Source organism: Stutzerimonas nosocomialis (genome assembly GCF_005876855.1).
GTDB classification, from domain to species: domain Bacteria; phylum Pseudomonadota; class Gammaproteobacteria; order Pseudomonadales; family Pseudomonadaceae; genus Stutzerimonas; species Stutzerimonas nosocomialis.
Genome location: NZ_QLAE01000004.1, coordinates 133,400 through 158,929, shown reverse-complemented (window position 1 = coordinate 158,929; position 25,530 = coordinate 133,400). Strand labels below are relative to the sequence as shown.

Annotated in this window: 29 protein-coding genes and 1 pseudogene; 11 read left to right on the top strand and 19 right to left on the bottom strand. The window is 62.6% G+C overall.

The genetic code is table 11. From position 1 onward, the window contains the following. Positions 1–293: 293 nt before the first annotated feature. Entirely contained in the window at positions 294–560 is a 267-nt protein-coding gene (locus tag DN824_RS03875; RefSeq protein WP_138407023.1) for a DksA/TraR family C4-type zinc finger protein, read from the top strand. Between the two features lie 6 nt (positions 561–566). Here DN824_RS03875 and DN824_RS03870 read toward each other — a convergent pair whose 3' ends face one another. From DN824_RS03870 to urtA, 12 genes are all read right to left on the bottom strand, one after another. Next, positions 567–1,757, bottom strand: coding sequence for a GAF domain-containing sensor histidine kinase (locus DN824_RS03870; protein WP_138407022.1), 1,191 nt, complete (start codon positions 1,755–1,757; stop codon positions 567–569). A gap of 107 nt (positions 1,758–1,864) precedes the next feature. Next, positions 1,865–3,565: an urease subunit alpha gene (ureC, locus tag DN824_RS03865; protein ID WP_138407021.1), complete on the bottom strand. Its 1,701-nt coding sequence runs from the start codon at positions 3,563–3,565 to the stop codon at positions 1,865–1,867. Positions 3,566–3,663: 98 nt separating this feature from the next. Next, entirely contained in the window at positions 3,664–3,969 is a 306-nt protein-coding gene (locus DN824_RS03860; protein WP_138407020.1) for an urease subunit beta, read from the bottom strand. After that, complete coding sequence (locus DN824_RS03855) at positions 3,966–4,508, bottom strand: GNAT family N-acetyltransferase (RefSeq protein WP_138407019.1); 543 nt, start codon at positions 4,506–4,508, stop codon at positions 3,966–3,968. The genes DN824_RS03860 and DN824_RS03855 overlap by 4 nt, the downstream gene beginning before the upstream one ends. Continuing rightward, on the bottom strand, positions 4,508–5,008 hold the full coding sequence (locus DN824_RS03850) for a GNAT family N-acetyltransferase (protein ID WP_138407018.1): 501 nt from the start codon (positions 5,006–5,008) through the stop codon (positions 4,508–4,510). Before DN824_RS03850 ends, DN824_RS03855 begins: the two co-directional genes overlap by 1 nt. A gap of 29 nt (positions 5,009–5,037) precedes the next feature. Continuing rightward, the gene (locus tag DN824_RS03845) at positions 5,038–5,340 is read right to left on the bottom strand and encodes an urease subunit gamma (RefSeq protein WP_138407017.1); all 303 of its coding nucleotides are present in this window, start codon (positions 5,338–5,340) and stop codon (positions 5,038–5,040) included. 105 nt (positions 5,341–5,445) lie between these two features. After that, on the bottom strand, positions 5,446–6,297 hold the full coding sequence (locus DN824_RS03840; RefSeq protein WP_138407016.1) for an urease accessory protein UreD: 852 nt from the start codon (positions 6,295–6,297) through the stop codon (positions 5,446–5,448). A gap of 45 nt (positions 6,298–6,342) precedes the next feature. Then, positions 6,343–7,041: an urea ABC transporter ATP-binding subunit UrtE gene (gene urtE, locus DN824_RS03835; RefSeq protein WP_138407015.1), complete on the bottom strand. Its 699-nt coding sequence runs from the start codon at positions 7,039–7,041 to the stop codon at positions 6,343–6,345. Positions 7,042–7,148: 107 nt separating this feature from the next. Continuing rightward, the gene (gene urtD / locus DN824_RS03830) at positions 7,149–8,003 is read right to left on the bottom strand and encodes an urea ABC transporter ATP-binding protein UrtD (protein WP_138407014.1); all 855 of its coding nucleotides are present in this window, start codon (positions 8,001–8,003) and stop codon (positions 7,149–7,151) included. Beyond that, positions 8,000–9,079 (bottom strand): urea ABC transporter permease subunit UrtC, encoded by a 1,080-nt coding sequence (gene urtC / locus DN824_RS03825; protein WP_138407013.1) that lies wholly within the window; start codon positions 9,077–9,079, stop codon positions 8,000–8,002. Before urtC ends, urtD begins: the two co-directional genes overlap by 4 nt. A 142-nt stretch (positions 9,080–9,221) precedes the next feature. After that, entirely contained in the window at positions 9,222–10,793 is a 1,572-nt protein-coding gene (gene urtB / locus DN824_RS03820; RefSeq protein WP_138407012.1) for an urea ABC transporter permease subunit UrtB, read from the bottom strand. Between the two features lie 162 nt (positions 10,794–10,955). Beyond that, positions 10,956–12,224, bottom strand: a complete 1,269-nt coding sequence (gene urtA / locus DN824_RS03815; protein WP_138407011.1) for an urea ABC transporter substrate-binding protein — start codon at positions 12,222–12,224, stop codon at positions 10,956–10,958. A 327-nt stretch (positions 12,225–12,551) separates the two neighbouring features. On the opposite strand from urtA, the gene DN824_RS03810 reads away from it, so the two are divergent. Continuing rightward, a complete protein-coding gene (locus tag DN824_RS03810; protein WP_138407010.1) occupies positions 12,552–13,190 on the top strand; it encodes a pseudouridine synthase in 639 nt (212 codons plus the stop codon). Positions 13,191–13,440: 250 nt separating this feature from the next. Here the strand turns inward: DN824_RS03810 and DN824_RS03805 are convergent, their stop codons facing one another. From DN824_RS03805 to DN824_RS03790, 4 genes are all read right to left on the bottom strand, one after another. Beyond that, positions 13,441–13,659, bottom strand: coding sequence for a DUF2788 domain-containing protein (locus DN824_RS03805; RefSeq protein ID WP_138407009.1), 219 nt, complete (start codon positions 13,657–13,659; stop codon positions 13,441–13,443). Positions 13,660–13,765: 106 nt separating this feature from the next. Further along, positions 13,766–14,245 carry an Lrp/AsnC family transcriptional regulator gene (locus DN824_RS03800; RefSeq protein ID WP_138407008.1) on the bottom strand — a complete coding sequence of 160 codons (480 nt, stop codon included), beginning with the start codon at positions 14,243–14,245 and terminating at the stop codon, positions 13,766–13,768. Positions 14,246–14,536: 291 nt separating this feature from the next. Then, positions 14,537–15,448 (bottom strand): cation diffusion facilitator family transporter, encoded by a 912-nt coding sequence (locus DN824_RS03795; protein ID WP_138407007.1) that lies wholly within the window; start codon positions 15,446–15,448, stop codon positions 14,537–14,539. Positions 15,449–15,473: 25 nt separating this feature from the next. Then, positions 15,474–15,890 (bottom strand): polyribonucleotide nucleotidyltransferase, encoded by a 417-nt coding sequence (locus DN824_RS03790; RefSeq protein WP_138407006.1) that lies wholly within the window; start codon positions 15,888–15,890, stop codon positions 15,474–15,476. Positions 15,891–16,027: 137 nt separating this feature from the next. On the opposite strand from DN824_RS03790, the gene DN824_RS03785 reads away from it, so the two are divergent. Next, a complete protein-coding gene (locus tag DN824_RS03785; protein ID WP_138407005.1) occupies positions 16,028–16,492 on the top strand; it encodes a DEAD/DEAH box helicase in 465 nt (154 codons plus the stop codon). A 27-nt stretch (positions 16,493–16,519) separates the two neighbouring features. Here DN824_RS03785 and DN824_RS03780 read toward each other — a convergent pair whose 3' ends face one another. Both DN824_RS03780 and DN824_RS03775 read right to left on the bottom strand, forming a co-directional pair. Next, entirely contained in the window at positions 16,520–17,119 is a 600-nt protein-coding gene (locus DN824_RS03780; RefSeq protein ID WP_015275564.1) for a DUF6088 family protein, read from the bottom strand. A gap of 166 nt (positions 17,120–17,285) precedes the next feature. Next, positions 17,286–17,576, bottom strand: coding sequence for a helix-turn-helix domain-containing protein (locus DN824_RS03775; RefSeq protein ID WP_003292631.1), 291 nt, complete (start codon positions 17,574–17,576; stop codon positions 17,286–17,288). A 104-nt stretch (positions 17,577–17,680) separates the two neighbouring features. Between DN824_RS03775 and DN824_RS03770 the strand changes: the two genes are divergently transcribed. Together DN824_RS03770 and DN824_RS03765 are read left to right on the top strand one after the other, a co-directional pair. Beyond that, positions 17,681–18,127, top strand: a complete 447-nt coding sequence (locus tag DN824_RS03770) for a hypothetical protein (RefSeq protein ID WP_003292632.1) — start codon at positions 17,681–17,683, stop codon at positions 18,125–18,127. 219 nt (positions 18,128–18,346) lie between these two features. Then, positions 18,347–18,685 (top strand): annotated as a pseudogene (locus DN824_RS03765) (three-Cys-motif partner protein TcmP); the annotation flags it as partial. Between the two features lie 90 nt (positions 18,686–18,775). Here DN824_RS03765 and DN824_RS03760 read toward each other — a convergent pair. Then, positions 18,776–19,456, bottom strand: a complete 681-nt coding sequence (locus DN824_RS03760) for a heavy metal response regulator transcription factor (protein WP_003292635.1) — start codon at positions 19,454–19,456, stop codon at positions 18,776–18,778. 424 nt (positions 19,457–19,880) lie between these two features. On the opposite strand from DN824_RS03760, the gene DN824_RS03755 reads away from it, so the two are divergent. The 6 genes from DN824_RS03755 to DN824_RS03730 all read left to right on the top strand — a co-directional run bounded on the left by DN824_RS03755 (position 19,881) and on the right by DN824_RS03730 (position 25,179). Next, positions 19,881–20,090, top strand: coding sequence for a co-regulatory protein PtrA N-terminal domain-containing protein (locus tag DN824_RS03755; RefSeq protein WP_015275566.1), 210 nt, complete (start codon positions 19,881–19,883; stop codon positions 20,088–20,090). 317 nt (positions 20,091–20,407) lie between these two features. Beyond that, the gene (locus DN824_RS03750) at positions 20,408–22,249 is read left to right on the top strand and encodes a copper resistance system multicopper oxidase (RefSeq protein WP_003292636.1); all 1,842 of its coding nucleotides are present in this window, start codon (positions 20,408–20,410) and stop codon (positions 22,247–22,249) included. Between the two features lie 12 nt (positions 22,250–22,261). Further along, positions 22,262–22,564 (top strand): hypothetical protein, encoded by a 303-nt coding sequence (locus DN824_RS03745; protein WP_003292637.1) that lies wholly within the window; start codon positions 22,262–22,264, stop codon positions 22,562–22,564. Beyond that, positions 22,554–23,552: a copper resistance protein B gene (locus DN824_RS03740; RefSeq protein WP_015275567.1), complete on the top strand. Its 999-nt coding sequence runs from the start codon at positions 22,554–22,556 to the stop codon at positions 23,550–23,552. The genes DN824_RS03745 and DN824_RS03740 overlap by 11 nt, the downstream gene beginning before the upstream one ends. A 9-nt stretch (positions 23,553–23,561) precedes the next feature. After that, on the top strand, positions 23,562–24,371 hold the full coding sequence (locus DN824_RS03735; protein ID WP_003292639.1) for a c-type cytochrome: 810 nt from the start codon (positions 23,562–23,564) through the stop codon (positions 24,369–24,371). Between the two features lie 478 nt (positions 24,372–24,849). After that, positions 24,850–25,179: a four-helix bundle copper-binding protein gene (locus DN824_RS03730; RefSeq protein WP_015275568.1), complete on the top strand. Its 330-nt coding sequence runs from the start codon at positions 24,850–24,852 to the stop codon at positions 25,177–25,179. Positions 25,180–25,530 lie beyond the last annotated feature (351 nt).

Here is a 25,530-nt window from a genome sequence, read left to right as displayed (position 1 = left end):
AAATGGGTGGTGCGTCACGCTCTGGCGGCGTATGGCTCGGCGGGTGGCGCCGAACGGCTTGGTCCTGACGGGGCGAGCCGTCTGGAGCGAGCGATTCGGAGGATAGTGGGTTTGGTTCCCCGCTTTTTGGCCGTTCGTCGAAACCTCGCCCGCGCTGCGGCGCGGCCCGCCGAACGGTCGTTCCAGGGCCGCTGCATGAACCGCGATGGGGCGTTGTGCAACGATCCGCTGCAAGGTGGTTCAAAACCGGTAAGGGCTGCCCGGCGCGGCCGAGCGATCAGTGGAGGTGAGCCATGGCTGGAGGATGGACGAGCGACGGCGCGGTCCAGGACCAGATCGACAGTACCGTCGAGGATGCGGTCCAGCGTGCCCGCAGTCGGCTGGGGCAGGGCGAGAGCCTGAAGCACTGCGAGGAATGCGGCGCAGCCATTCCCGAGGCGCGCCGGCAGGCGGTCAAGGGCGTCAGGCTATGCGTGCGTTGCCAGAGCGAGCAGGACAAGGAGCAGGCCAAGTACTCGGGCTACAACCGCCGCGGCAGCAAGGACAGCCAGCTGCGCTGAGGCGGATCAGGCCTCGGGCGCTTGGAGGGGCATGTCGAACGTGAACCTCGTGCCGTGCTCGGCGCTCGAACTGACCCGGAGTTCGGCCCCGTGCGAACGCGCGATCTCGCCAACGATGAACAGGCCCAAACCGAGCCCGCGCTTGGAGCCGTCGTCCGACGGGCGCCAATAGGGCTGGAACAACAGCGACAGTTTCTCCGGCGCGATCGGCTCGCCCTGGTTGGCCACGGTGATCACCAGCCGCTCTTCCTGTATCCCGACCTGCACCTCGATCGGCGTCTGCGCGTCGCCATGACTGGCGGCATTGGCGAGCAGGTTGGAGAGCAGCTGGGCGATTCGGTCCGGGTCGCAGCGCACGGCAACCGGTACCTGGATGTCGGTGGTGAACCGGCGATCGGCGTTGGCGTTCTGCACTTCGCTCACCACGTGAAGCAGCGTGTGGTCCAGATTGTCGGTCCAGGCGAGATTCAGCGGGATGCCGTTGCCCAGCCGGCCCCGGGCGAGGTCCAGCACATCATCGACCAGGCGCAGCGCTCGATGGCCCGACATCAGGATGTTCGAGGCGATGCCTTCCACGCGCGGCTCGGTCGCCCGGCGCAACAACAACTGGGCGCCGGCGGTGATGGAAAACAACGGATTGCGCAGGTCGTGGCCGAGCAGGGCGATGAACTGTTCGCGTACCTCGGCGGTTTCCCGCGCGTCCAGGAGTGCGGCCTCGGTGGCGACGAAACGCTCTTCGGCCTCCAGCTGGATCGCCAGCAGGCGGCAGAAGGATTCCATCATCGCGAGGATCCTGGGGTCGGACAGGTCCCTGGGTTCCGGGTCCAGCGCGCAGAGGGTGCCGAAGAAGCTGCCATCGGAACGAAACACCGGCGCCGAGATGTAGCTCTCGAAACCGTAGAGGCGCGGGGTGTGGTGATTGGCGTAGGTGCAGTCATCGCTGACCTTGCTGATCACGATGGGGCGGTGGGAGGCCTGGATTTCATGGCAGAGGGTGGTGGAGACCTCCAGCTCGCCACCGACGGCCAGCCCGAAGTTGATCTGGTCGAGCACGGCGCAGGCCGTCCAGCTGTCTTCGGTGACCCGGGCGACGGCGGCAAAGCGCAGGCCCGTGGTCTCGACGATCACCTGCAGGATGGAGGGTACGGCACTGATTCGGGCAACGGCGGCGAGGTCGCTGGCTTTGGTGCGCTTCATGCGATGACCACTCGCTGCTTCGAAGTGTGAACGGGTCGGCCAGCTTATCAGCCGCGACCGCCCTTACCAATCGCGGGCGCGGCGCGAGCCGGCCCGCGCCTGCCGGATCAGAACAGGAAGTAGCGCTGGGCCATGGGCAACACTTCGGCCGGTTCGCACCAGAGCAGTTGGCCGTCGGCCTTGACCTGATAGTTCTGCGGGTCCACGTCGATGGTCGGCGTGTAGTCGTTGTGGATCAGGTCCTTCTTCTGCACGGTGCGGCAACCCTTGACCACGCCGATCTTCTTCTTCAGCCCCAGCTGTTCCGGCACGCCGGCCTCGAATGCCGCCTGGCTGATGAAGGTGAAGCTCGAGGCGTGCAGGCTGCCGCCGTAGCTGCCGAACATCGGCCGGTAATGCACCGGCTGCGGTGTCGGGATCGAGGCGTTGGCGTCGCCCATGAGGCTGGCGGCGATCACTCCGCCCTTGAGGATCAGCGTCGGCTTGACGCCGAAGAACGCCGGGCGCCAGAGGATCAGGTCGGCCCACTTGCCGACTTCGATGGAGCCGACCTCGTGACTGATGCCGTGGGTGATCGCCGGGTTGATGGTGTACTTGGCGATGTAGCGCTTGACCCGGAAATTGTCGTTGCCCGGGCCGTCGCCGGGCAGGGCGCCGCGCTGGCGCTTCATCTTGTCGGCGGTCTGCCAGGTACGGGTGATCACCTCGCCGACGCGGCCCATGGCCTGGCTGTCGGAGCTGATCATCGAGAAGGCGCCCAGGTCGTGGAGGATGTCCTCGGCGGCGATGGTCTCGCGGCGGATGCGGCTTTCGGCGAAGGCCACGTCCTCGGCGATGCTCGGGTCCAGGTGGTGACAGACCATCAGCATGTCCAGGTGCTCGTCGATGGTGTTCCTGGTGAACGGCCGCGTCGGGTTGGTGGAGCTGGGCAGCACGTTGGAAAAGCCGCAGGCCTTGATGATGTCCGGCGCGTGGCCGCCGCCGGCGCCTTCGGTGTGGTAGGTGTGGATGGTGCGGCCCTTGAACGCGCCGAGGGTGGTCTCGACGAAACCCGATTCGTTGAGCGTGTCGGTGTGGATCGCGACCTGGATGTCGTACCGGTCGGCCACGTCCAGGCAGTTGTCGATCGCCGCCGGCGTCGTGCCCCAGTCCTCGTGAAGCTTCAGGCCGATGGCGCCGGCCCTGACCTGCTCGATCAGCGGTTCGGGCAGCGAGACGTTGCCCTTGCCGGTGAAGCCGATGTTCATCGGGAAGGCCTCGGCGGCCTTGAGCATCTGCGCCATGTGCCAGGGGCCTGGGGTCACGGTGGTGGCGTAGGTGCCGGTCGCAGGGCCCGTGCCGCCACCGATCATGGTGGTGGTGCCGCTCATGAGGGCTTCTTCGATCTGCTGCGGGCAGATGAAGTGGATATGCGAGTCGATGCCGCCGGCGGTGAGGATCATGCCTTCGCCTGCGATCACTTCGGTGGCGCCGCCGATGGCGATGGTCACGTCCGGCTGGATGTCCGGGTTGCCGGCCTTGCCGATGGCGGCGATGCGCCCGTCCTTGAGCCCCACGTCGGCCTTGACGATGCCCCAGTGGTCGATGATCAGCGCGTTGGTGATCACGGTGTCGACCACGTCGGCGGCGCACAGCTGGCTCTGGCCCATGCCGTCGCGGATCACCTTGCCGCCGCCGAACTTCACCTCGTCGCCGTAGGTGGTGAAGTCCTGCTCGACCTCGACCCAGAGTTCGGTGTCGGCCAGGCGTACCTTGTCGCCGACGGTGGGGCCGAACATGTCGGCGTAGGCTTGGCGGGAAATCTTCATGCGTTTCGTCTCGCGTAGGGTGGATGGCCGAAGCCATCCACCGGTCATGTTGTGTGGAAAAGCCTTCGGCGTTTTCCACCCTACGAATCAGGCCTGGGTCAGAGGTCGCCCATCACCCGGCCGGCGAAGCCAAACACCCGTCGGTTGCCCGCCAGCTCGACCAGCTCGACGTCGCGGCTCTGCCCCGGCTCGAATCGCACCGCGGTGCCGGCCGGGATGTTCAGTCGCATGCCGCGGCTCGCGGCGCGGTCGAAGGTCAGCGCGTCGTTGGTCTCGAAGAAGTGAAAGTGCGAGCCGACCTGGATCGGTCGATCGCCGCTGTTGGCCACGCTCAGCTGCAGCGTGCGGCGCCCGACGTTGAGTTCGATGTCGCCTTCCTTGATCTGGTATTCACCGGGAATCATGCGGGCCTCCTGAGGGTTTTGAAGTAGAGCGCGGTGGGGTGGTAGACCCCGTCGGGCCGCGCGGCGTAGTCGGGTATCTCGCCGGCACGCTGATAGCCCAGCGACTGATAGAGGGCTTCGGCCGGGCTGCCGGCTTCGGTGTCCAGGTACAGCAGGCCGAGCCGGCGCTGCCGCGCCTCGGTCTCAAGCGCTTCCATCAACCGGCGGGCGATGCCCTGGCGCCGGGCGCCCTGGAGCACCAGCAGTTTCTGCACTTCGGCGCGGTTCAGGCCGTTGCGCTTGGCGCAGGGCGCGAGTTGAACGCTGCCCAGTACGCGCTCGTCCTGCCGGGCGACCCACAGGCAGAGCGTGCCCAGCGCGAGCTGTGCGGCGACCGCGTCGAAGTAGGCGTCGGCCTCGGCGGCGCTCAGATCGGCCAGAAAGCCCACCGAGGCGCCGTGGGCGACGGCATCGGCCAGCAGGGCGACCAGGCCGGGTCGGTGGGCTTCGAACTGCCCGGCCTCCAACCTGGCGATGTCCAGCGCGCGGGCTTGGGGCATCACGGCTTCTCGAGCATCAGCTGCATGAAGGTGAGGTCCAGCCAGCGGCCGAACTTGCAGCCCACCTGGCGCATGTGCCCGGCGTGGACGAAGCCCAGCTGCTGGTGCATGTGCACCGAGGCGCGGTTCTCGCTCTCGATCGCACCGATCATCACGTGCTTGCCCAGCGTCCGGGCGCGGACGATCAGCTCGCTCATCAGGTTGCGGCCGACGCCGACGCCGCGCTGGCCCTGGCGGACGTAGACGGAGTGCTCGACGGTATGGCGGAAGCCGTCGTGCGGGCGCCAGGGGCCGAAGGTGGCGTAGCCGCAGACGTGGCCTTCCTCGCTGGCGGCCACCAGCAGCGGATAGCCCAGGGCGTGGCGCTCGGCCATCCAGGCACGGCGGTTTTCCAGGTCGACCGACTGGTCGTTCCAGATCGCCGTGCTGTTCTGCACGGCGTCGTTGTAGATTTCCAGGATGCCCGGGAGGTCGGCATCGGTGGCGTCGCGTATCTGCACGGCAAAGCCTCGTTCAGGTGGCTCGTGATTCAGGCGATGGGCTGGTGCACGGTGACCAGCTTGGTGCCATCGGGGAACGTCGCTTCGACCTGTATTTCGGGAATCATTTCCGGCACGCCTTCCATGACCTGCTCGCGGGTCAGCAGCGTGGTGCCGTAGTACATCAGGTCGGCCACGGTCTGGCCGTCGCGGGCGCCTTCGAGCAGGGCCGCGGAAATGTACGCCATCGCCTCGGGGTAGTTGAGCTTCAGGCCCCGGGCCAGGCGGCGTTCGGCGACCAGGCCGGCGGTGAAGATCAGCAATTTGTCTTTTTCGCGGGGTGACAGATCCATACGGACTCCAAAAACGTGGGTGGCAAGGTCGGACCCTGCCTCCGGAATGTGCTTCGCATCCTATCGGTGCAAGCGCCCTGCGGTCTCGCACCCGGGTTCATGTGCCTAGGTACTCCAGATTCGCGGCGGCAGCGCCTCGCGCCCCAGCAGTTCGGGGCGCAGCAGACGCCAGAGCGCGATCAGCCAGGCGCGCGCCTGCAGCGCTTCGCTGGCCAGGCAGCGCGCCACGATCAGACCGGGCAACTGGGTCAGGTCGCCGCGAAGCGATCCGCCGGCCTGCCGCTCCAGGTCGCGGCAGGCCTGCAGGCAGGTCGCGTCGAGTTCGCCGGTCGCCAGCAGCGTGGCGAAGACCGGTTGTCCCGCGAGCCCTATCGGCGAGTCGAGCAGGCGATCGCCGCCCTCGACGCGCTGGCGTTCGTGCCAGAGCAGCGCGCCATCGCGACGGATGTCGAGCCGGCTCTGGAAGTGGCCGCGATCGAAGCGCTCGCCGCTGGCGGGTCGGCCGAGCGCGACGATGTCCCAGTAGAACAGCCGGGCGTCGCCCTGCAGTTCGATGCGGGTGTCGAGTTCGGCCTGCGCGGCGCTGTAGACGATGCTTTCCTGGGGCAGCCATTCGAGCGTCGCGCCGGGTTCGACGCGCAGCTCGACCTGCTGGAAGGCCGGGCCGCTGGCGCGGTACCACTTGGCTGCGCCCGGGCTGGTCAGCTGCGCCCAGGCGCCGGCACCGACGGTGGCGCGGATATCCAGCCGGTCACCACCGGCGATGCCGCCCGGCGGGTGGACGATGATGTGCTGGCAGACCTGCGGGCCTTCGGCGTGCAGGTGCTTCTGCACCCGCAGCGGGCCGCGGTGGCGGCGCTGTACCGGCCGCGTGCCGTCGCCGAAACGCGCATAGGCCAGTTCCAGCTCGGCGTGCCAGCTGGGGGTGAAAAGGGCAGGGGCGATGGGAGCGTTCATGGATTCTTATCGTCGAGTCTGGCGGCGTTCACCCTACCTTGAGCGTCAGATGGCAACCAGCCCGCGAACGCCATCGGCCTCCATGGTCTCGCCGCGGCCGCGCTGGACGATCTCGCCACGGCTCATCACCAGGTACTGGTCGGCGAGCTCGGCGGCGAAGTCGTAGAACTGCTCGACCAGCAGGATCGCCATGTCGCCCTGGGCGGCGAGCTTCTTGATCACCACGCCGATTTCCTTGATCACCGACGGCTGGATGCCCTCGGTCGGCTCGTCGAGGATCAGCAGCCGGGGCCGGGTCGCCAGCGCGCGGCCGATCGCCAGTTGCTGTTGCTGGCCGCCGGACAGGTCGCCGCCGCGGCGGTGCTTCATCTGCTGCAGCACCGGGAAGAGTTCGTAGATGAAGCCCGGCACTTCCCGGGCCTCGCGTGCGCTGAAGCGGGACAGGCCCATCAGCAGGTTTTCCTCGACGGTCAGGCGGCCGAAGATCTCGCGGCCCTGCGGCACGTAGGCGATGCCGGCGTGGACGCGCTGGTGGGTCTTGTAGCCTGTGATGGCCTTGCCCTCCCAGTCGATCCGGCCTTCCTTCGACGGGATCAGCCCCATCAGGCACTTGAGCAGCGTGGTCTTGCCCACGCCGTTGCGGCCGAGCAGGCAGGTCACTTCGCCGACCCGGGCCTCGAACGACAGGCCGCGCAGGATGTGGCTGCCGCCGTAATACTGGTGCAGTTGTTGGACTTGCAGCATCGTGATGTCCTTCTTTCTCTGTACGCGTGGAAAAGGCATCGCCGTTTTCCACCCTACGTAGCGGGCTGTGCAGGGTGGATGGCCGCAGCCATCCACCCGCATGCGCCTTAGCGCCCCAGATAAACCTCGATCACCCGCTCGTCGGCCTGGACCTTGTCCAGCGAGCCCTCGGCCAGTACCTGGCCCTGGTGCAGCACGGTGACGTGGTCGGCGATGCTGCCGACGAAGCCCATGTCGTGCTCGACGACCATCAGCGAGTGCTTGCGTGCCAGTGACTTGAACAGCTCGGCGGTGAACTCGGTCTCCGCATCGGTCATGCCGGCCACGGGCTCGTCGAGCAGCAGCAACTGGGGCTCCTGCACCAGCAGCATGCCGATCTCGAGGAACTGCTTCTGCCCGTGGGACAGCAGCCCCGCCGGCCGCCGGCGCGAGTCGCCCAGGCGGATGGTGGCCAGGATCTCGTCGATGCGGTCGCGCTGCTCGCCGGAGAGTTTCGCCCTCAGGCTGGCCCAGACCGACTTGTCGGTGTTCTGCGCAAGCTCCAGGTTCTCGAACACCGACAGCGCCTCGAACACGGTCGGCTTCTGGAACTTGCGGCCAATGCCGGCCTGGGCGATCTGCACTTCGCTCATGCTGGTCAGGTCCAGGGTTTCGCCAAAGAAGGCGGTGCCGCTGTTGGGGCGCGTCTTGCCGGTGATGACGTCCATCAGGGTGGTCTTGCCGGCGCCGTTGGGGCCGATGATGCAGCGCAGTTCGCCGACGCCGATGTACAGCGTCAGGTCCGTCAGCGCCTTGAAGCCGTCGAAGCTGACGTTGATGTCTTCCAGGCTGAGGATGGTGCCGTGGCGCACGTCCAGGCCCTTGGCGGCCGCATGGCCCAGTCCGATGGCGTCGCGACCCTTGCCCTCGGGGCCGTCGAGCACCGGTTCGAGCATCAGTTCGGGGGTTGCCGAGGCTCTCATTGCTCACCTCTCTTGCGGATCAGGCCGATCACGCCGCGTGGCAGGTACAGGGTCACCAGGATGAACAGCGCACCCAGCGCGAACAGCCAGTACTCGGGGAAGGCCACGGTAAACCAGCTCTTCATGCCGTTGACCAGGCCGGCGCCCAGCAGCGGGCCGATCAGTGTGCCGCGACCGCCCAGGGCGACCCACACGGCCGCTTCGATCGACTGGGTCGGCGCCATTTCGCTGGGGTTGATGATCCCCACCTGCGGCACGTAGAGCGCACCGGCCAGGCCGCACAGCACCGCCGACAGCACCCAGATGAAGAGCTTGTAGCCGCGCGGGTCGTAGCCGCAGAACATCAACCGGTTCTCGGCGTCGCGCAGGGCGGTCAGCACGCGGCCGAACTTGCTCTGCGCCAGGCGCCAGCCGAGGAACAGGCTGCCGACCAGCAGGGCGACGGTGGCCAGGAACAGCACGGCGCGGGTGCCCGGCGCGGTCAACGAGAAGCCGAGGATCGAGCGGAAGTCGGTGAAGCCGTTGTTGCCGCCGAAGCCGGTCTCGTTGCGGAAGAACAGCAGCATGCCGGCAAAGGTCAGCGCCTGGGTCATGATCGAGAAATAGACGCCCTTGATCCGCGAGCGGAAGGCGAAGAAGCCGAACACCAGCGCCAGCAGCCCCGGCGCCAGCACCACCAGGCACATCGCCCAGAGGAAGCTCGAGGTGCCGTACCAGTACCAGGGCAGCTCGTTCCAGGCCAGGAAGCTCATGAACGCGGGCAGGCCGTCGCCGGCGGTCTGGCGCATCAGGTACATGCCCATGGCGTAGCCGCCCAGGGCGAAGAACAGGCCGTGGCCCAGCGACAGCAGGCCGGCGTAGCCCCACACCAGATCGAGTGCCAGGGCGACGATGCAGTAACAGAGGATCTTGCCGACCAGCGTCAGGGTGTAGGCCGAGACGTGCAGCGGGTGGTCGCCTGGCAACAGGTGCAGCAGCGGCATGGCGACGAGGACCGCGACGACCAGCCCGAGGGCCAGGGCGGTGAGTTTCGGGCCGGCTTTCTGCGCGGCCGTGAGGGTCAGGGGCTGGTTCATGCCAGGAACTCCTGCGGGAGCGAGGAGGAACGCCGGGTCCCTGCTCGCGAACGAAGGCCCGATAGCGGGGCGGTAAGGCGCGATGCGCGGACGGGTCCGCTCCCACGGGTACAGGTGCCGGTGGCTCGGCGGATGAGGGTGTTCAATCGATCACCCTCCCCTTGAGCGCGAACAGACCCTGCGGGCGCTTCTGAATGAACAGAATGATCAGCGCGAGGATGAGGATCTTGCCCAGCACCGCACCGATCTGCGGCTCGAGGATCTTGTTGGCGATGCCGAGGCCGAAGGCCGCGAGGATGCTCCCGGCGAGCTGGCCGACGCCGCCGAGCACCACCACCAGAAAGGAGTCGATGATGTAGCCCTGGCCGAGGTCGGGACCGACGTTGCCGATCTGCGACAGCGCCACGCCGCCGAGCCCGGCGATGCCGGAACCGAGGCCGAAGGCCATCATGTCGATGCGTCCGGTGGGCACGCCGCAGCAGGCCGCCATGTTGCGGTTCTGGGTCACCGCGCGCACGTTCAGGCCCAGGCGGGTCTTGTTCAGCAGCAGCCAGGTCAGCAGCACGACGAACAGCGCGAAGCCGATGATGACCATGCGGTTGTAGGGCAGTACCAGGTTGGGCAGCACCTGCAGGCCGCCGGAGAGCCAGCCGGGGTTGGCCACTTCGACGTTCTGCGCGCCGAAGGTCACGCGCACCAGCTGGATCAGGATCAGGCTGATGCCCCAGGTCGCCAGCAGGGTTTCCAGCGGGCGGCCGTAGAGGTGGCGGATCACCGTGCGCTCCAGCGCCATGCCGATCGCGGCGGTGACGAAGAAGGCCACCGGCAGCGCCGCCAGCGGATAGAGGGCGATCGCGCCGGGGGCGAACTTCTGGAACAGGATCTGCACCACGTAGGTGGAGTAGGCGCCCAGCATCAGCATCTCGCCGTGGGCCATGTTGATCACGCCGAGCAGGCCGAAGGTGATCGCCAGGCCCAGGGCGGCCAGCAGCAGGATCGATCCGAGCGACAGGCCGCTGAAGGCCTGCCCGAGCAACTCGCCGATCAGCAGCTTGCGCTTGACCTGCGCCAGGCTGGTCTCGGCGGCCTTGCGCACGGCTTCGTCGGTTTCGGCCCCGTCGGCCAGCAGGTTCTCCAGGCGCACCCGGGCCTGGGGCGCGCCGGTTTCGCCGAGCAGTCGCACCGCGGCGAGGCGCACGGCGGGGTCTTCGGCGGTCAGTTGCAGGTTGGCCAGCGCCAGGGCGAGGGCTTCCTGCACCGCATCGTCGTCTTCGGTGGCCAGGCGCTTTTCCAGCAGCGGGAGCTGCTCGGGGCTGGCGCTGCGTTGCAGGCGACGGGCCGCGGACAGGCGCTCGGTGGTGTCCTCGGAATAGAGCTGGTGGCTCGCCAGCGCCGTGTTGAGCAGGCCGCGCAGGCGGTTGTTCAGGCGCAGGGGCGCCGGCGTGCCGACGGGCTGGGCGTCGCCTTCCAGCGCGCGGTAGGCATCGCCCTCGCGGATGAAGGGGGTCTTGTTCTCGTCGATGACGACGCGGTTGGCCCGCAGCGCTTCGATCAACGGCAGGCGCTCGGGATCGGGCGCGCTCGACCAGGCCTGCAGGAGTCTGGCCTGCTTGGCGGGGTTGGCGGCGGCGTAATCGGCTGCGTCGCCAGCCTGCGCCGCCCATGGCAGGGCGAGCAGGAGCAGCAGCAATAATCGGTGCAGGGCAGTGTTCATCTGTGCATTCCCCATGGGACGCCGCGTGCTCTCTTGGCGGAGGTGGCGGCGGTGGGAGGGTGGATAGAGACGGCGTCGACTCCGCGTCCCGATCCACCCTACGAAAACCGAGTGATCGCAGGGTGGATGGCGCTTTCTCCATCCACCGCAACGACACAGCGGTTAGTTCGACTTCACCGCGTGGTCGGGCTTCTTGTCGTTGCCCGGGATGTAGGGGCTCCACGGCTGCGCGCGGATCGGGCTTTCGGTTTCCCAGACCACGGAGAACTGACCGTCTTCCTGGACTTCACCGATCATCACCGGCTTGTGCAGGTGGTGGTTTTTCTCGTCCATCTTCAGCGTGAAGCCGCTCGGGGCCGCGAATTCCTGGCCGGCCATCGCTTCGCGGACCTTGTCCACGTCGGTGGTGCCGGCCTTCTCGACGGCCTGCGCCCACATGTGGATGCCGACGTAGGTGGCTTCCATCGGGTCGTTGGTCACGGCGCGATCGGCGCCCGGCAGGCTCTTCGCCTTGGCGTAGGCCTTCCACTTGTTGACGAATTCGGTGTTGACCGGGTTCTGCACCGACTGGAAGTAGTTCCAGGCCGCCAGGTGACCGACCAGCGGCTTGGTGTCGATGCCGCGCAGTTCTTCCTCGCCCACCGAGAAGGCCACGACCGGCACGTCGGTCGCTTCCAGGCCCTGGTTGGCCAGTTCCTTGTAGAAGGGCACGTTGGAATCGCCGTTGATGGTGGAGACCACGGCGGTCTTGCCGCCGGCGGAGAACTTCTTGACGTTGGCGACGATGGTCTGGTAGTCGCTGTGGCCGAAGGGGGTGTAGACCTCTTCGATGTCCTTCTCGGCGACGCCCTTGCTGATCAGGAAGGCGCGCAGGATCTTGTTGGTGGTGCGTGGGTAGACGTAGTCGGTACCGAGCAGGAAGAAGCGCTCGGCGGAGCCGCCGTCCTCGCTCATCAGGTACTCGACGGCCGGAATCGCCTGCTGGTTCGGGGCGGCGCCGGTGTAGAAGACGTTCGGCGAGAGTTCTTCGCCTTCGTATTGCACGGGGTAGAACAGCAGGCCGTTGAGTTCTTCGTAGACCGGCAGGACCGACTTGCGCGACACGCTGGTCCAGCAGCCGAAGGTCACGGCGACCTTGTCCTGGGTCAGCAGCTGGCGACCGCGCTCGGCGAACAGCGGCCAGTTGGAGGCCGGATCGACGACGACCGGTTCGAGCTGCTTGCCGAGCACGCCGCCCTTGGCGTTGATCTCGTCGATGGTCATCAGCGCCATGTCCTTGAGGGACGTCTCGGAGATGGCCATGGTGCCGGACAGCGAATGCAGGATGCCGACCTTGATGGTTTCGGCCGCCTGCAGGCTAAAGGGGAACAGGCCGCTGAGCACCAGGGCGCTGGCGGCGAGAGTGGTCTTCAGAAAAGGACGGCGTTTCATTATGAGTAGCTCCTTGGCTGTCCGTGCGCAACTGTGGGTTGGGTCCATCGGGACAGAGGGAGCAATGGCAGCATCCGTGCCAATCCGCTTAACCTATTGATATTGAAGCTTTTTATCAGCTGTTCAGGTGCCGTCTCGCCAGGCTGGCGCTTCATGCTGGTGCGTTATGGGAATGATCGGGCGGCGCTTTGCTCGTATTGCACCATCGTGGTGCCCATCGTTCCGGAAGCGGCTTGGGAATCATCCGGCAGCGGCCGGCGCACTTGCCGGGGCACCGTGCCCCGCCTAGCATGGCCGGCGTTTCCAGCCGCCTGCGATCCTCTTTCCATGCCTCGTCCGCCACGCCCTGCATCGCGTCCCGTCGGCAAGCCCTCCAGGCCCGCTGCGCCCCGGCGTGTGGTCAAGGCGCCACCTGTCGAGCCGCGCCTGCTGCTCTTCAACAAGCCGTTCGATGTGCTGACGCAGTTCAGCGATGACCAGGGCCGCGCGACCCTGAAGGACTTCATCGACGTCCCGGCGATCTACCCGGCCGGGCGGCTGGACCGTGACAGCGAGGGCTTGCTGCTGCTGACCAACGATGGTCGCCTGCAGGCGCGCATCGCCGACCCCCGGCACAAGCTGCCCAAGACCTACTGGGTCCAGGTCGAGGGCGCGGCGAACGATGAACAGCTTCGGCAACTGCGCGAGGGCGTGCAGCTCAACGATGGCCCGACGCTGCCGGCCCAGGCGCGACGGCTTGAGGAGCCGGACCTATGGCCGCGCACCCCGCCGGTGCGCCATCGCAAGAGCGTTCCGACCAGCTGGCTCGAGCTGGTCATCCGGGAAGGGCGCAACCGCCAGGTGCGGCGCATGACCGCGGCGGTAGGGTTGCCGACCCTGCGGCTGGTCCGGGTGCGGATCGGGGACTGGACCCTGGAAGGGCTGGAGCCGGGGCAGTGGCGGGAGGTGTCGCCGCGCCTTGCCTGAGTTTCGTAGGGTGGATCACGCTTCACCGATCCACCAATTCGACGGGACGGTGGATGGAAAGAGCGCCATCCACCCTACGCAACTGGGTCTCGTGGGAGCGGTCGGGGACGCCCAGTCTTGACCGCGAAGGCCCCGGTGGATCGGGAGGGTAGTCCGGCCTGGACGAGGGTGGGGTGGTATCGAACGCATCGCGGTCAAGACCGCTCCCCCAGGGTGTGCCGTTGTGTCGCCGCGGCAGCTGGCGAGTCGGTCAGTGCGGGATGTCGCGTACGCTTTCCACGATGTAGCCGATGATGGGCTTGGCCAGGAAGGCGAACAGGCACAGGCCCAGGCCCAGGAACAGGATCGCGGTGCCCAGCCGGCCCGCCTTGGACTTCTTCGCCAGGTCCCAGATGATGAAGGCCATGAAGGCGACCAGGCCGCCGACCAGGACGATCATCATCCACTTCTCGAATACTTCCGGATCCATCGCTACTCCCGTCAAACAGTCGATATACAGCTAGGACAGCGGCCCGCGTCCCGGTACTTACCGGAGCCGACGGCCTGTCGCGAACGCGGCGCAGTATACGCCCGCTTCAGCTGCGCAGGTGCTCCAGCGGCAGCTCGGTGCTGGACACCACCTGGCGCAGCACGAAGCTCGAACGCACGCTGGAGACGCCCTCGATGCGGGTCAGGGTGCCCAGCAGGAACTGCTGGTAGTGCTCCATGTCCGGCACCACCACCTTGAGCTGATAGTCGGCATCCATCCCCGTCACCAGGCTGCACTCCAGCACTTCAGGGCATTTGTGGATGATTTCCTGGAAGTGCTCGAAGCGCTCCGGGGTGTGCCGGTCCATGCCGATCAGCACGTAGGCCGTCAGGCTCAGCCCGAGCTTCTTGCGGTCGAGCAGGGCCACCTGCCGGGCGATGTAGCCGTCGTCCTCGAGCTGCTTGACGCGCCGCGAGCAGGGCGAGGGCGACAGCCCGATGCGTTCGGCCAGCTCCTGGTTGGAGATGCGGGCATCGCGCTGCAGTTCGGCGAGGATGCGCAGGTCGTAGCGGTCCAGCTTGCTCATTTCTCATGCCTTTTGTCGGGTTATTGCGCTCGATGATGCTTGCCTTGTTTGTTATTGCGCAAGAGCCCCTCGATTGAGCAATCTTCGCAAACATCCTGCGCGCACCCGGCGTTAAGCTTTTTCCAACTTCAGCTTCCGGCAGAAGAGGGCGCTCCGAATCAGGCGCGCTACACCGTCGGGCCTATACGGCTCGCCGGCCCGGGGCAGGCACCGCTCACGAGGCGCTGCGACAGAAGGGGCCGCCACAAGCCGCCTACGCATTGCAGAAGGGAGACCCTGGGTCTCCCTTTTTCATTGCCCGCTCGGCGAGGGGCTGGCGCCAGGGTCGACGACTTCCTGCGGGTCGGCATGCACCAGGACTTCGGCGCTCGGGTACTGGTCGTGGATCGCCGCCTCGGCCTGGTCGCACAAGGCGTGGGCGCGCGTCAGCGTCAGGTCGCCCGGCAGCACCAGGTGCAGCTGGACGAACCAGCGGGTCCCCGAGATCCGGGTGCGCAGGTCGTGGCAGCCCAGCACGCCCGGCACCGCGGTGACCAGTTCGAGCATGTGCTCGGTGATCGGCGGAGGGAGTTCGGTATCCATCAGCACCGACCCGGCTTCGCGGACGATCTGGATGGCGCTCCAGAAGATGTACAGCGCAATGGCGATGCCGAACACCGCGTCGAGCCGCTCCCAGCCCAGGCCGGCGAGCACCAGCGCCAGCAGGATGCTGCTGTTGAGCAGAAGGTCGGAGCGGTAGTGCAGCGCGTCGGCGCGGATGGCGGTCGAGCCGGTCAGGCGAACCACGTGCCGCTGGTAGGCCAGCAGGGCGGCGGTCGCGGCCAGGGAGAGCAGCATCACCGCGATGCCGACGCCGGGCGCCGCGATCGGCTGCGGGTGCAGCAGCCGGTCCACGCCCTGTACCCCCACCAGAATGGCGCTGACCCCGATGAAGGCCGCCTGGCCGAGTCCGGCCAGCGCTTCGGCCTTGCCGTGGCCGTAACGGTGATCTTCGTCGGCCGGGCGCAGCGAGTAATGGACGGCGAGCAGATTGAGCATCGAGGCGGCGCCGTCCAGCAGGGAATCGGTCAGGCCCGCCAGCAGGCTCACCGAGCCACTCAGCCACCAGGCGACCGCCTTGCTGGCGGCCAGAAACAGCGCGGTGGCCAATGCGGCGTAGGTCGCCCGCCGCATCAGCCGCGCCAGGTTGGCGTCGACGCTCATCGAGGCTTGGCCCTGCGCCGCGGGGTCATGCGGCGGTGCGCAGCCCGTAGGCAGCCAGTTGCTCGACGCTGCCGTTCTGCTGCAGCAGACGTGGGTCGTCCAGCGGCAGGCTGCGGCCGATTTCGCTTTCGATGATGGCTTTCAGGCGTGCCGGGTCGACCTTGCCGTCGGCGCCGATCGCTTCCTGCAGTTTTTCCGGGGCCATCGAGTAGGTGTTGTCGGGCAGGTAGATCGCACCGGTGGCGAAGTCGATGCCGAAGGCGATCAGGCCGGGAATGACGTAGAACAGCAGGCCGACGGCGTTGAGCGCGGCGACCGCCGGGTCGATGCGGCCGTCGATTTGGCCACGGCGATCCGGGTAGAAGAGGGTGCCGCAGGCCGAAAGCTGGGTGAACAGGGACACGGCGACGACACCACCGATAACGCGGGTTGGGATACGCATGAAAACCTCCTGGAAAGCGCAACGGGACAAACCGGCGAATGGTACCTGCTTCAGACCGCAGTGGTAGCGCTGCTGTTCGCCACATGCGTATTGCCGCCCGCCACGGCTCTATAATCGTCGGCCGCAGAGGAGTCCCCATGACATCGCTACCCATCGACCAGGCGCTACCGGCCTTGCGTCAGGCCTTGCGCGAGCGCGACGAGGCTGTCCTCGAGGCCCCGCCCGGTGCCGGCAAGACCACCCGGGTGCCGCTGGCGCTGCTCGACGAACCCTGGCTGGCCGGCCGCTCGATCCTGATGTTGGAGCCGCGCCGCCTGGCCGCCCGCGCTGCCGCGGAGCGCCTGGCCAGCGAACTCGGGGAAAAGGTCGGGGAGCGGGTCGGCTACCGCATTCGCCTGGAAAGCCGGGTGGGGCCGAGCACCCGGATCGAGGTGGTCACCGAGGGCATCCTGGCGCGGCGCCTCCAGGATGACCCGGCCCTCGATGGCGTAGGGCTGGTGATCTTCGATGAATTCCACGTTTTGCTAAATGCGCAGGAAGTCGCATTGTCTTGTCAGAAAAGCCAGCCACGTCTCGCCTCAGGCTTTGGTAGCTGCCAGTAGGTGGAGTCGGGTAGGTGCTATTGCGCACTACTCAATCTCCTTGGCAGCAAAGCGCAATGCCGACCGCATCCACTCCGGCATCTTGCAGGCCCGGAGCTTCATCAGCTCTTCGCCGCTCAGCGCACTAACAATCTTGGAAACCACATTAGCGGACAGCCCTTCTTTCCCGATGTAGTAGAGAGCAGTAAGCGCCACACCTACCGTCGTGCCGGCGTGCTGCAAGCGGTCCTTGGATACGTGGCGGAGGCGAACCACCGCATTGCCAACCTTGATCTCGCGAGTAGATCCGCTGGTGTAAAAGGTCGGCAACACCTGCATCTGTGTGCTGAGGCCCAACCTCCGAACAGCCTCCGCGCCGTGTATCTGGATCGTCTCGCCGTTCGCCTTCGTGATGACCTCCACGACAGCCAGCGGACTCGGGCGCACCACCCTGCCGGTGTACTTGCTCATTTTGGGGCGCATGTAGACACCGCGAGCGACTCGCTCCAGCGTGCCTGATTGCACCAGCCTAGAAAGCGCTTTATTAATCGACGCACGGGAACCGACCTGCGCGAACACCGCGCCGGCAAATGGCCTCCCCTTTGGCATGTGCTTGACTCGATTTAAAATAGCTTGCGCGACGGACATATGAGCCCCAAAAAGTCAGAATCCACATATTTTCTGACGCCCACAAAAACTATAAGCCCTGCCAAAAACAGGACCTCCAGGCCAGCCACTGGGGACAGAGGGACAGCAAGATCAACACTCACTGTGCGGCCACGGAACCGGCCCCTCACACAGCCTCGCTGAGTAATCAGTCAGGTTCGACTAGAGCTCTCAACTCCTCACCAACCTTCTCCAGGAGCTGCTCAAAACTTTCAGGAGCTTCGGATCCAAGCAAGTAGGTCAGGGCCAAGAGGGTGACAGGGTGAGTGTCGAGCACCGTGCAGAGGCTATCGAGCTTTTCGAGAGTCGGGCTCGTTGCCCCGCGCTCCAGCATGCTGACGAAGGTACGACTGCTAACGAGCGAGAAATCTTCCTGTGCCAGCCCCCTACGCTGCCGCACGAGCCTCAACGCTTTCCCGAACGAATCCCGGACTTCCATTTTGCTGCTCCGCAAAATGGAACGATGAAGCGCGATTGAACAATATATGACTACAAAATATATTGTTCATCAATCAAGTACAATTATCATTAGGAGATTGGCGCGTGTTCAAAACCAGTCGGAATGCGGAACTGCTTCCTGGGCTCTCAACAGCGCCAGATGGCGTGCAGTTCTGGTCATATGTCGAGCTAGAGATGACCTGGCCCTGGTTCTACCTGCAGATCGTTGAGGACGATGGAAACGCGGCCTTTCGAAGCATGCTAATGGTTCCGTCGGTTCCATTGCTGGAACAGGTCATAGCTGCGCAGACCGAGCACGCCTGGCTGGAGCAGGCGTATCTTGTGAGTCCCGGGCATATGAACGAGGTGGGTCGCTGGTTGATGGAGCCGTTACTGGAGATCCTTTCAATTCGTGATGCACAAGGTAGCGAGCTTGGGCACCAGTACCGAGTGGAGGGAGATCGCACGTACTCAACCTCAGCGTGTCAGTCTCTCGGCAGTCGAATTAGTAAACACGTGATCTTCTCTGCTGCATTACATCTGCGAGGCTAACGCCCCACTTCCTACCCGTATCCATAGTCCCATCTGAACCGAGCTCAGTTGTCTTTCCAGAATTCGCTCCGCTGCACAAGGCCGAACTCATCGCCAGTCCTATCGGGATTCTCGTCGAACATGGTGTTGACCATACGCTCGCGGCGGAGACCACTCAGCGCTCGGAAAAAGCAGGCCTCACAGAGATGCACCTCATAACGCTCGCCATCATGCAAACACGATTTGCTGTTGGATGAGCATCACTTCGACGATGCCACCGATGACCGCGTCCGAGGAGAACTTTCAGAGCTCTTGCCCAACCAGGTCTACGAGGTAGAACGGCAACCTTTTTTGGGCCTGATGAGCGGATTGACCAACTACACCATGGCTGACGAGTTTCGCGTAAAGCAGGCGCTCGATATCGCTGTTGCGACCGGTGATTTGCTGGCGGTCGGTAAGGATGGCAAGACCAGGCGTCGCAAGGGCACTAGCATCAAATCCAGTGATATTCTGATAGCTCCCCCGCAGAGACCCATCTTCTTCGTGCCACAGCTGAAGAAATCCAGCTCGGAGAACTGAGGTTCGGCACCGCTCCTTGCTCGGTGGCTCGCCTTAACCGCATCGGTACCGGTAGCTTGGCCCATCGCGTGAAATGCCGAGCATTTCGCTCTAGGGGTCTGGCGCGTCGATCAAATAGCCCATCCCACGCGCGGTTTGTATGAGCTTAGGTTCGAACTCATCATCGATTTTTGCTCTCAGCCGTCGTACCGCCACCTCAATCACATTGGTATCGCTGTCGAAATTCATGTCCCATACTTGGGAGGCGATAAGGGACTTTGAGAGCACTTCCCCGCGACGCCGAAGTAATAGCTCAAGAAGTGCGAATTCCTTTGCAGTTAGGTCTATTCGTTTCCCCGATCGCGTAACTCGACGCCTGAGCAGATCGACCTCAAGGTCGAGGAGTTTGAGTATTGTTTGGTTGGGGACATTATTGCCGCGGCGAAGCAACGTACGGATCCTGGCTAGCAATTCGGAGAAGGCGAACGGCTTGATGAGATAATCATCAGCGCCCAACTCCAATCCCTTTACTCGATCCTGAACCCCGTCTCGGGCGGTGAGAAAGAGCACGGGAACCTCATTACCAGCAGCGCGGACTTTCTGTAAAACCTGCCACCCATCCAGGCCAGGCATCATCACGTCTAAGATGAGCAAGTCGTATGTGGTATGAAGCGCGTGCTGAGCAGCATCGGTCCCGTTTTCAACTCTATCGACTGTGAAGCCTGCCTCTGAAAGCCCCTGCTGTAGGTAGGTGCCTGTTTTCGGCTCGTCTTCAGCAACAAGAAGCTTCATGAAAGTATTCCCTCCGGCATTTGGAGCAGTGTGCCGATTGTCAGGGCGTGCAGCCAGTACCTTACAGAAACGTAATGCTCGCATCATCTGTCTGACAGCTTGTAGCGTTAACGTCTACATCAGCAGTTGCTCCCACACTCTGCTTTTTGGCCTTTTCCATGCTCCTTTGGCCTATCGGCGCCTAGATGGCGCCCTTTTTTTGCCCGCTGGAAACAAGACCTATTTGCCTGAACGAAAAGGCACCATGCACGCTACCTGCGCTTTCGCTTGGGCTCACTGCTTTTATGCATTACTGACGAAACCGTAATGTCTAAATCAGGCTTCTGACAGGAACGCTCGGTTAGCTTAGACACAGGACCAAGCCAAAGCCCCTATTTATGGAGCTGCGCTGGGTCTCCCATGTCTTCGAACGAGGTAACAAGTAATGAAATTCTTCAGATCCGTTTCTGTACTGCTCGCCATCGCAGCAAGCTCTTCCTATGCAATGGCAGAAGGTGGTGGTGATCGTACCTTTGCTCGTATGGAGCAGGCTCGCCAAATAGCGATCGCTAGTTATCAGGCTGACCAGAAGGACCAAGCCCAGGAGGTAGCCTCAAAAGCAACTTCAGCGAAGCACGCCCACGCTAATTGCTGAAGCGAAACCTTACGCAACTGTGACCATGCACCTTGAGTATCGTTGCAACCGGATCCTTGCACGGAAATCAAAAGCCATTGCGCAGCTTCCACCTGGAGATTGACATGCTCACAGGCGATTTTTTGGGCGATTTCTGAAGCGCTTTAAGCTTACAAAAATGTAATCCCGCGTCTTTCTTAGGCATGCCATATTTACGATTAAAGGCGAGTCGCTTGATAAGACAGACCGTGCGCGAGTTTCTAAGATCAATTAACGCTGGCAACACCAACCTTACGGCTGGTTTCGGCTTGGCTCCTTAGTTTGATTGGAACCTACACATGCAACGTAAAACCTCTAGGCGAACCTTTGTTAAAGGCTTGACTGCCGCAGGCATCCTTGGCGGTCTTGGCTTGTGGCGAGCTCCGGTCTGGGCAGTGACTAGCCCAGGCCAGCCCAGCGTACTAAGTGGCACGGAGTTCGATCTGCTGATTGGGGAGACGCCGGTCAATATCACCGGCGCGGCCCGGACAGCGATGACTATCAATGGGACCATCCCAGGGCCGCTTCTACGTTGGCGTGAAGGGGATACCGTCACGCTGCGAGTCAGAAATAAGTTGAGCGAAGATACATCGATTCACTGGCACGGCATGATCCTGCCGGCCAACATGGATGGCGTGCCTGGATTGAGCTTCCACGGCATCGCTCCCGATGGCATGTATGTCTACAAGTTTCAGGTTAAACAGAACGGTACCTATTGGTACCACAGTCATTCAGGCCTACAAGAGCAGCTTGGTGTCTATGGTCCCTTGGTCATCGATGCGAAGGATCCCGAACCGTTCAGCTATGACCGCGACTATGTGGTGATGTTGACTGATTGGTCCGATGAGGATCCCGCTCGAATCCTTTCTAAGCTCAAGAAGCAGTCCGATTATTACAACTTCCACAAGCGCACTGTCGGAGACTTCATTAACGATGTGAGCGAAGACGGCTGGGCCGCTACGATTGCGAATCGGAAAATGTGGGCTCAGATGAAAATGAGTCCCACCGACCTCGCCGACGTAAGCGGCTACACCTATACCTATCTAATGAACGGCCAAGCACCCGACGGGAACTGGACCGGCATCTTTAAGCCCGGCGAGAAGCTTCGTCTGCGGTTCATCAACGGCTCGGCCATGAGCTATTTCGATGTCCGCATTCCAGGGCTGAAGATGACTGTAGTCGCAGCCGATGGCCAATACGTCAACCCAGTTAGCGTCGACGAATTCCGCATTGCCGTGGCAGAAACCTACGATGTGATTGTCGAGCCTGCGACCGAGGAGGCTTACACGATCTTCGCCCAATCGATGGATCGCACAGGATACGCCCGTGGCACGCTAGCGGTTGCCGAAGGGCTGAGCGCTCCTGTTCCAGAAACCGATCCTCGACCACTAATCACCATGGACGACATGGGGATGGATCACGGCAGCATGGGCGGTATGGCGGGCATGGACCATGGCGGCGACATGGGCGCGATGGACCATAGCAACATGTCCGGCATGAACCACGGTGACATGCAAGGGATGGGCGACATGGGCGCAATGGCCGGCATGGATCACAGCAAAATGGGTGGGATGTCCGGGATGGACCACTCTGGAATGGCTGGGATGAGCGCAGGTATGCAATCGCACCCGCCCTCAGAGTCCAATAACCCACTGGTGGACATGCAGACCATGAGCCCAACTCATAGGCTGAACGATCCCGGTATTGGCTTACGAGACAACGGCCGCCGAGTCCTGACCTATAGCGACTTGAGAAGCACTTTCCCCGATCCGGACGGCCGTGAGCCCAGTCGGACGATCGAACTCCATCTCACCGGCCACATGGAGAAGTTCTCCTGGTCATTTGACGGTATAGAGTTCTCTGATTCGGAGCCCCTGCGGCTCAAATATGGCGAGCGGGTACGCATCACTTTGGTCAACGACACCATGATGACCCATCCGATTCATCTGCATGGTATGTGGAGCGATCTTGAAGATGAGAATGGAAAGTTCATGGTTCGCAAGCACACGATCGACATGCCTCCAGGTTCGAAGCGCAGCTACCGCGTGACAGCCGATGCGCTCGGGCGTTGGGCTTATCACTGTCACCTACTGCTTCACATGGAAATGGGCATGTTTCGTGAAGTCCGAGTGGACGAGTAAGAGGAACTTTATATGGGAAATTTTACGAAGCGTAAAACTCTTATCGGCAGCGCGTTAATGTTCAGTCTGCTGGGCGTAATGAATATGTCAGCTGCGTTTGCAGAGCAAAAGCATGATCAGCACAAGCAATCATCGGCTTCATCGCAGAATCCAGGCAACAAGCCGGCATCTCAGACACAAGGCACCTCTAACTCAAAAATGAACCACGACGACATGGATCATGGCTCGATGGACCATGGAGAAATGGAGCACGGCAAGATGGATCATGACCCCAAGGCCACTGATACTGAGGTGGATTCGCACCATGACCACTAGACCTTCTCGCTTTGCTCTGATTGCGCTCGGAGTTTCGTTGAGCGCAGCGGCTGGAGGGACAGCCAACGCTGCCGAGATGATGGATCATTCGATGCATCAAACCCCTCCTGCTGAGGCAGCTCAAGCCCCTGCATCTTCAGCGAAGCCCGCAGCTAAGAATCATGGCTCCGGTGGGCAAACGGACCATTCTGCGATGGGTCATGGTGCGATGGACCATAGCACGATGAACCATGGCCAAATGAAGCATGACGATACGCTCGAAATGCCCGGCATGGTTCATCCCTCGTTCATTCCAGTATTGACCGATGCGGATAGAGAAGCGGCTTTCCCTGGTCTTCAAGGTCATACAGTCCATGACAAGTATCTGGCCTGGTTCCTTCTGCTAGATCAACTTGAGTACCAGAACGCAAATGAAGGTAGCACCCTCAGTTGGGAAGCTACTGCCTGGGTTGGTGGCGATATCAATCGGTTCTGGTTTCGCTCGGAAGGTGAGCGAACGAATGGCGTTACTGAAGATGCGGAAATTCAGGCGCTCTACGGGCGTGCCATCAGCCCCTGGTGGGATGTGGTAGCAGGTGTTCGCCAGGACTTTAAGCCCGAGTCGCCGCAGACGTGGGCGGCTTTAGGCGTCCAGGGGATGGCTCTGTATAACTTTGAGGCGGAAGCCACCGCCTTCGTCGGTGAAGGTGGGCAGACAGCAGCACGTTTTGAAGGCGAGTACGACATTCTCCTCACTAACCGGCTGATCCTCCAACCGACTGCCGAGCTCAATTTCTATGGCAAGGACGATCCTGCGCGCGGAGTAGGCGCTGGTCTCGCAAACACAGAGGTGGGGCTCCGCCTCCGATACGAAATCGTTCGTGAGTTCGCACCGTACATCGGCGTCACGTGGAGCCGGGCATACGGTAATACCGCCGATATGGCGAGAGATGAAGGCGAAGACGTAGATGAGGCGCGGTTCGTTGCTGGCATCAGGCTTTGGTTTTAAGGACCCTAGATGAAAAGAATAATTATTAGCTTCGCTGCCTTCTGCGCACTAGGCCTGTTGGTGGTGGCCGGTGTTGTTTTCTCGGGACTAATAAACGTTGCCGCGGATGATCCTCATACGGGAGTCGTGCACGCATTCCTGGAAACTGCTCGCAATCGCTCGATTGAGGTTCGCTCCGAAGACATAGTCGTGCCATCTCTCGACGATGAAGACCAAATCCGCGCCGGGGCGGGGAACTACGACTCGATGTGTGTGGGTTGTCATTTGGCGCCAGGCATGGCTGAGACCGAGCTAAGCAATGGCCTTTATCCCGCTCCACCCAGCCTGGCTGAAGCGGGGCCATACGATGACCCAGCAAAAACATTTTGGGTCATCAAGCATGGCATTAAGGCCACTGGGATGCCCGCGTGGGGTAAAAGCATGGCTGACCCGTACATCTGGGGAATGGTGGCTTTTCTGCAGAAGCTTCCTGAGTTAGATGAAGGAGCGTATCGAGCACTCGTTGCGTCTAGCGGTGGTCACCAGCATGGTGGTGGGGAGACCCCAGCTGGGCATAGTGAGCAACACGGCGAGATGGCCTCGGGCGACCACCATCAGGGCGACAGTGGCGGCTCGGATCACCATGGCTCCAGCAGCACAGGTGGAGCATCCGGCCAATCAGGCTCCGGTCATCATGGTAATAACGAAAGCGATGACCATCATGCGTCCGAGGAGCCCCAGGCGGTTGAGCACAGCAATGGCAGTGACAGTGCCGATGCGGAAGGCAAATCCCCTTCAAAAAACCATGTGCACGCAGACGGGAAGCAACACGAGCACTAACATCCGGTATATGTGTGCCTATGCGGTTCTGATCGAGGCTCTAAGAAAGGCGGTTCAGCAAGCAGAGGATCGGCCCTAGGCCATCCTAGTCGACGCAACGGTACCGGAGGGCTTTGCAATTGCTTCCTTCCTAAAAGTTAGGCCGCAAGGCCAGTAACTTACCTAGTTAAGCGGCTTGCGCTCCGGCCGTTCCCCAACGAATGCTCCCAGTCGTGGCGACAGGGAGCTCCCTCATTTTCAACTCAATCATCTCGAACAGACTAGCGAAGCCGTACAGGCAATCTGACGGCCACATCGCCACCAACTGCGCCCGCAGATCCCCGGTGCGGTTGGACTTACCTTACAACATTGTAATGAGGTTTTTCGAAACGGGCTCGGTAGGAGCGTGTCGTAATTCAGTGTCTGCTAACAGGCTGATGAGCCATATCGGCCAGTAACCAAACGACGAAATACAACTATCGAACCCTGGAGAACGTAAATGACAAACTCAATGTTCGCATCCTGTATCCAAGCTTGTTCGAACTGTGCCCTAGTGTGCGAAATGTGCGCCTCTGCTTGCCTACGCGAGGATGATGTAAAAATGATGGCTCGCTGCATCGAGCTTGACCGCGACTGCGCGGACATTTGCAGGTTGGCTGCCACACTGATGAGCCGCGAAAGTGAATATGCTAAGAAGTTCTGCGCCCTTTGCGCCAAGATCTGCCGTGCATGCGGAGAGGAATGCGCGAAGCATGAAATGGATCATTGCCAAGAGTGTGCGAAGGCGTGCATGAACTGCGCTGAGGAATGTGAGCGTATGGCAGGATAACATCCGTAACTCACTGCTCTGGCACTACTAAATTGGGAGTGTCAGAGCCCCTCGAAGAATAAGAAAAGCCATGGTGCGCTTAATGTTCGCGCCTCCATGACATATCGAAAAAGTGCGTACGATACCCGCAACTGCCAAGAGCGAATCAATCCCTGTCCAGCAGCATTTCATTCCAAAGCGAAATACGATAGTTACGCGCTAGCAACTCTTACTTAGCCACCGATGATCGCCACCGTAACGGTCTATTCTCTTGCCACTGTCTCCCGATTGAGCGCTGAAAACTAATTGAGTGAATTAGCATGAAAGCTCCTGGCAAAAAGGCGGTCCAACAACAACCAAGCGGGCCATGCG

Excerpts from the sequence above, each read along its gene's own strand:
- DN824_RS03875 (WP_138407023.1), top strand. The coding sequence starts at position 294 with ATGGCTGGAGGATGGACGAGCGACGGCGCGGTCCAGGACCAGATCGAC.
- DN824_RS03870 (WP_138407022.1), bottom strand. The coding sequence starts at position 1,757 with ATGAAGCGCACCAAAGCCAGCGACCTCGCCGCCGTTGCCCGAATCAGT.
- ureC (WP_138407021.1), bottom strand. The coding sequence starts at position 3,565 with ATGAAGATTTCCCGCCAAGCCTACGCCGACATGTTCGGCCCCACCGTC.
- DN824_RS03860 (WP_138407020.1), bottom strand. The coding sequence starts at position 3,969 with ATGATTCCCGGTGAATACCAGATCAAGGAAGGCGACATCGAACTCAAC.
- DN824_RS03855 (WP_138407019.1), bottom strand. The coding sequence starts at position 4,508 with ATGCCCCAAGCCCGCGCGCTGGACATCGCCAGGTTGGAGGCCGGGCAG.
- DN824_RS03845 (WP_138407017.1), bottom strand. The coding sequence starts at position 5,340 with ATGGATCTGTCACCCCGCGAAAAAGACAAATTGCTGATCTTCACCGCC.
- DN824_RS03840 (WP_138407016.1), bottom strand. The coding sequence starts at position 6,297 with ATGAACGCTCCCATCGCCCCTGCCCTTTTCACCCCCAGCTGGCACGCC.
- urtE (WP_138407015.1), bottom strand. The coding sequence starts at position 7,041 with ATGCTGCAAGTCCAACAACTGCACCAGTATTACGGCGGCAGCCACATC.
- urtD (WP_138407014.1), bottom strand. The coding sequence starts at position 8,003 with ATGAGAGCCTCGGCAACCCCCGAACTGATGCTCGAACCGGTGCTCGAC.
- urtC (WP_138407013.1), bottom strand. The coding sequence starts at position 9,079 with ATGAACCAGCCCCTGACCCTCACGGCCGCGCAGAAAGCCGGCCCGAAA.
- urtB (WP_138407012.1), bottom strand. The coding sequence starts at position 10,793 with ATGAACACTGCCCTGCACCGATTATTGCTGCTGCTCCTGCTCGCCCTG.
- urtA (WP_138407011.1), bottom strand. The coding sequence starts at position 12,224 with ATGAAACGCCGTCCTTTTCTGAAGACCACTCTCGCCGCCAGCGCCCTG.
- DN824_RS03810 (WP_138407010.1), top strand. The coding sequence starts at position 12,552 with ATGCCTCGTCCGCCACGCCCTGCATCGCGTCCCGTCGGCAAGCCCTCC.
- DN824_RS03805 (WP_138407009.1), bottom strand. The coding sequence starts at position 13,659 with ATGGATCCGGAAGTATTCGAGAAGTGGATGATGATCGTCCTGGTCGGC.
- DN824_RS03800 (WP_138407008.1), bottom strand. The coding sequence starts at position 14,245 with ATGAGCAAGCTGGACCGCTACGACCTGCGCATCCTCGCCGAACTGCAG.
- DN824_RS03795 (WP_138407007.1), bottom strand. The coding sequence starts at position 15,448 with ATGAGCGTCGACGCCAACCTGGCGCGGCTGATGCGGCGGGCGACCTAC.
- DN824_RS03790 (WP_138407006.1), bottom strand. The coding sequence starts at position 15,890 with ATGCGTATCCCAACCCGCGTTATCGGTGGTGTCGTCGCCGTGTCCCTG.
- DN824_RS03785 (WP_138407005.1), top strand. The coding sequence starts at position 16,028 with ATGACATCGCTACCCATCGACCAGGCGCTACCGGCCTTGCGTCAGGCC.
- DN824_RS03780 (WP_015275564.1), bottom strand. The coding sequence starts at position 17,119 with ATGTCCGTCGCGCAAGCTATTTTAAATCGAGTCAAGCACATGCCAAAG.
- DN824_RS03775 (WP_003292631.1), bottom strand. The coding sequence starts at position 17,576 with ATGGAAGTCCGGGATTCGTTCGGGAAAGCGTTGAGGCTCGTGCGGCAG.
- DN824_RS03760 (WP_003292635.1), bottom strand. The coding sequence starts at position 19,456 with ATGAAGCTTCTTGTTGCTGAAGACGAGCCGAAAACAGGCACCTACCTA.
- DN824_RS03755 (WP_015275566.1), top strand. The coding sequence starts at position 19,881 with ATGAAATTCTTCAGATCCGTTTCTGTACTGCTCGCCATCGCAGCAAGC.
- DN824_RS03750 (WP_003292636.1), top strand. The coding sequence starts at position 20,408 with ATGCAACGTAAAACCTCTAGGCGAACCTTTGTTAAAGGCTTGACTGCC.
- DN824_RS03745 (WP_003292637.1), top strand. The coding sequence starts at position 22,262 with ATGGGAAATTTTACGAAGCGTAAAACTCTTATCGGCAGCGCGTTAATG.
- DN824_RS03740 (WP_015275567.1), top strand. The coding sequence starts at position 22,554 with ATGACCACTAGACCTTCTCGCTTTGCTCTGATTGCGCTCGGAGTTTCG.
- DN824_RS03735 (WP_003292639.1), top strand. The coding sequence starts at position 23,562 with ATGAAAAGAATAATTATTAGCTTCGCTGCCTTCTGCGCACTAGGCCTG.
- DN824_RS03730 (WP_015275568.1), top strand. The coding sequence starts at position 24,850 with ATGACAAACTCAATGTTCGCATCCTGTATCCAAGCTTGTTCGAACTGT.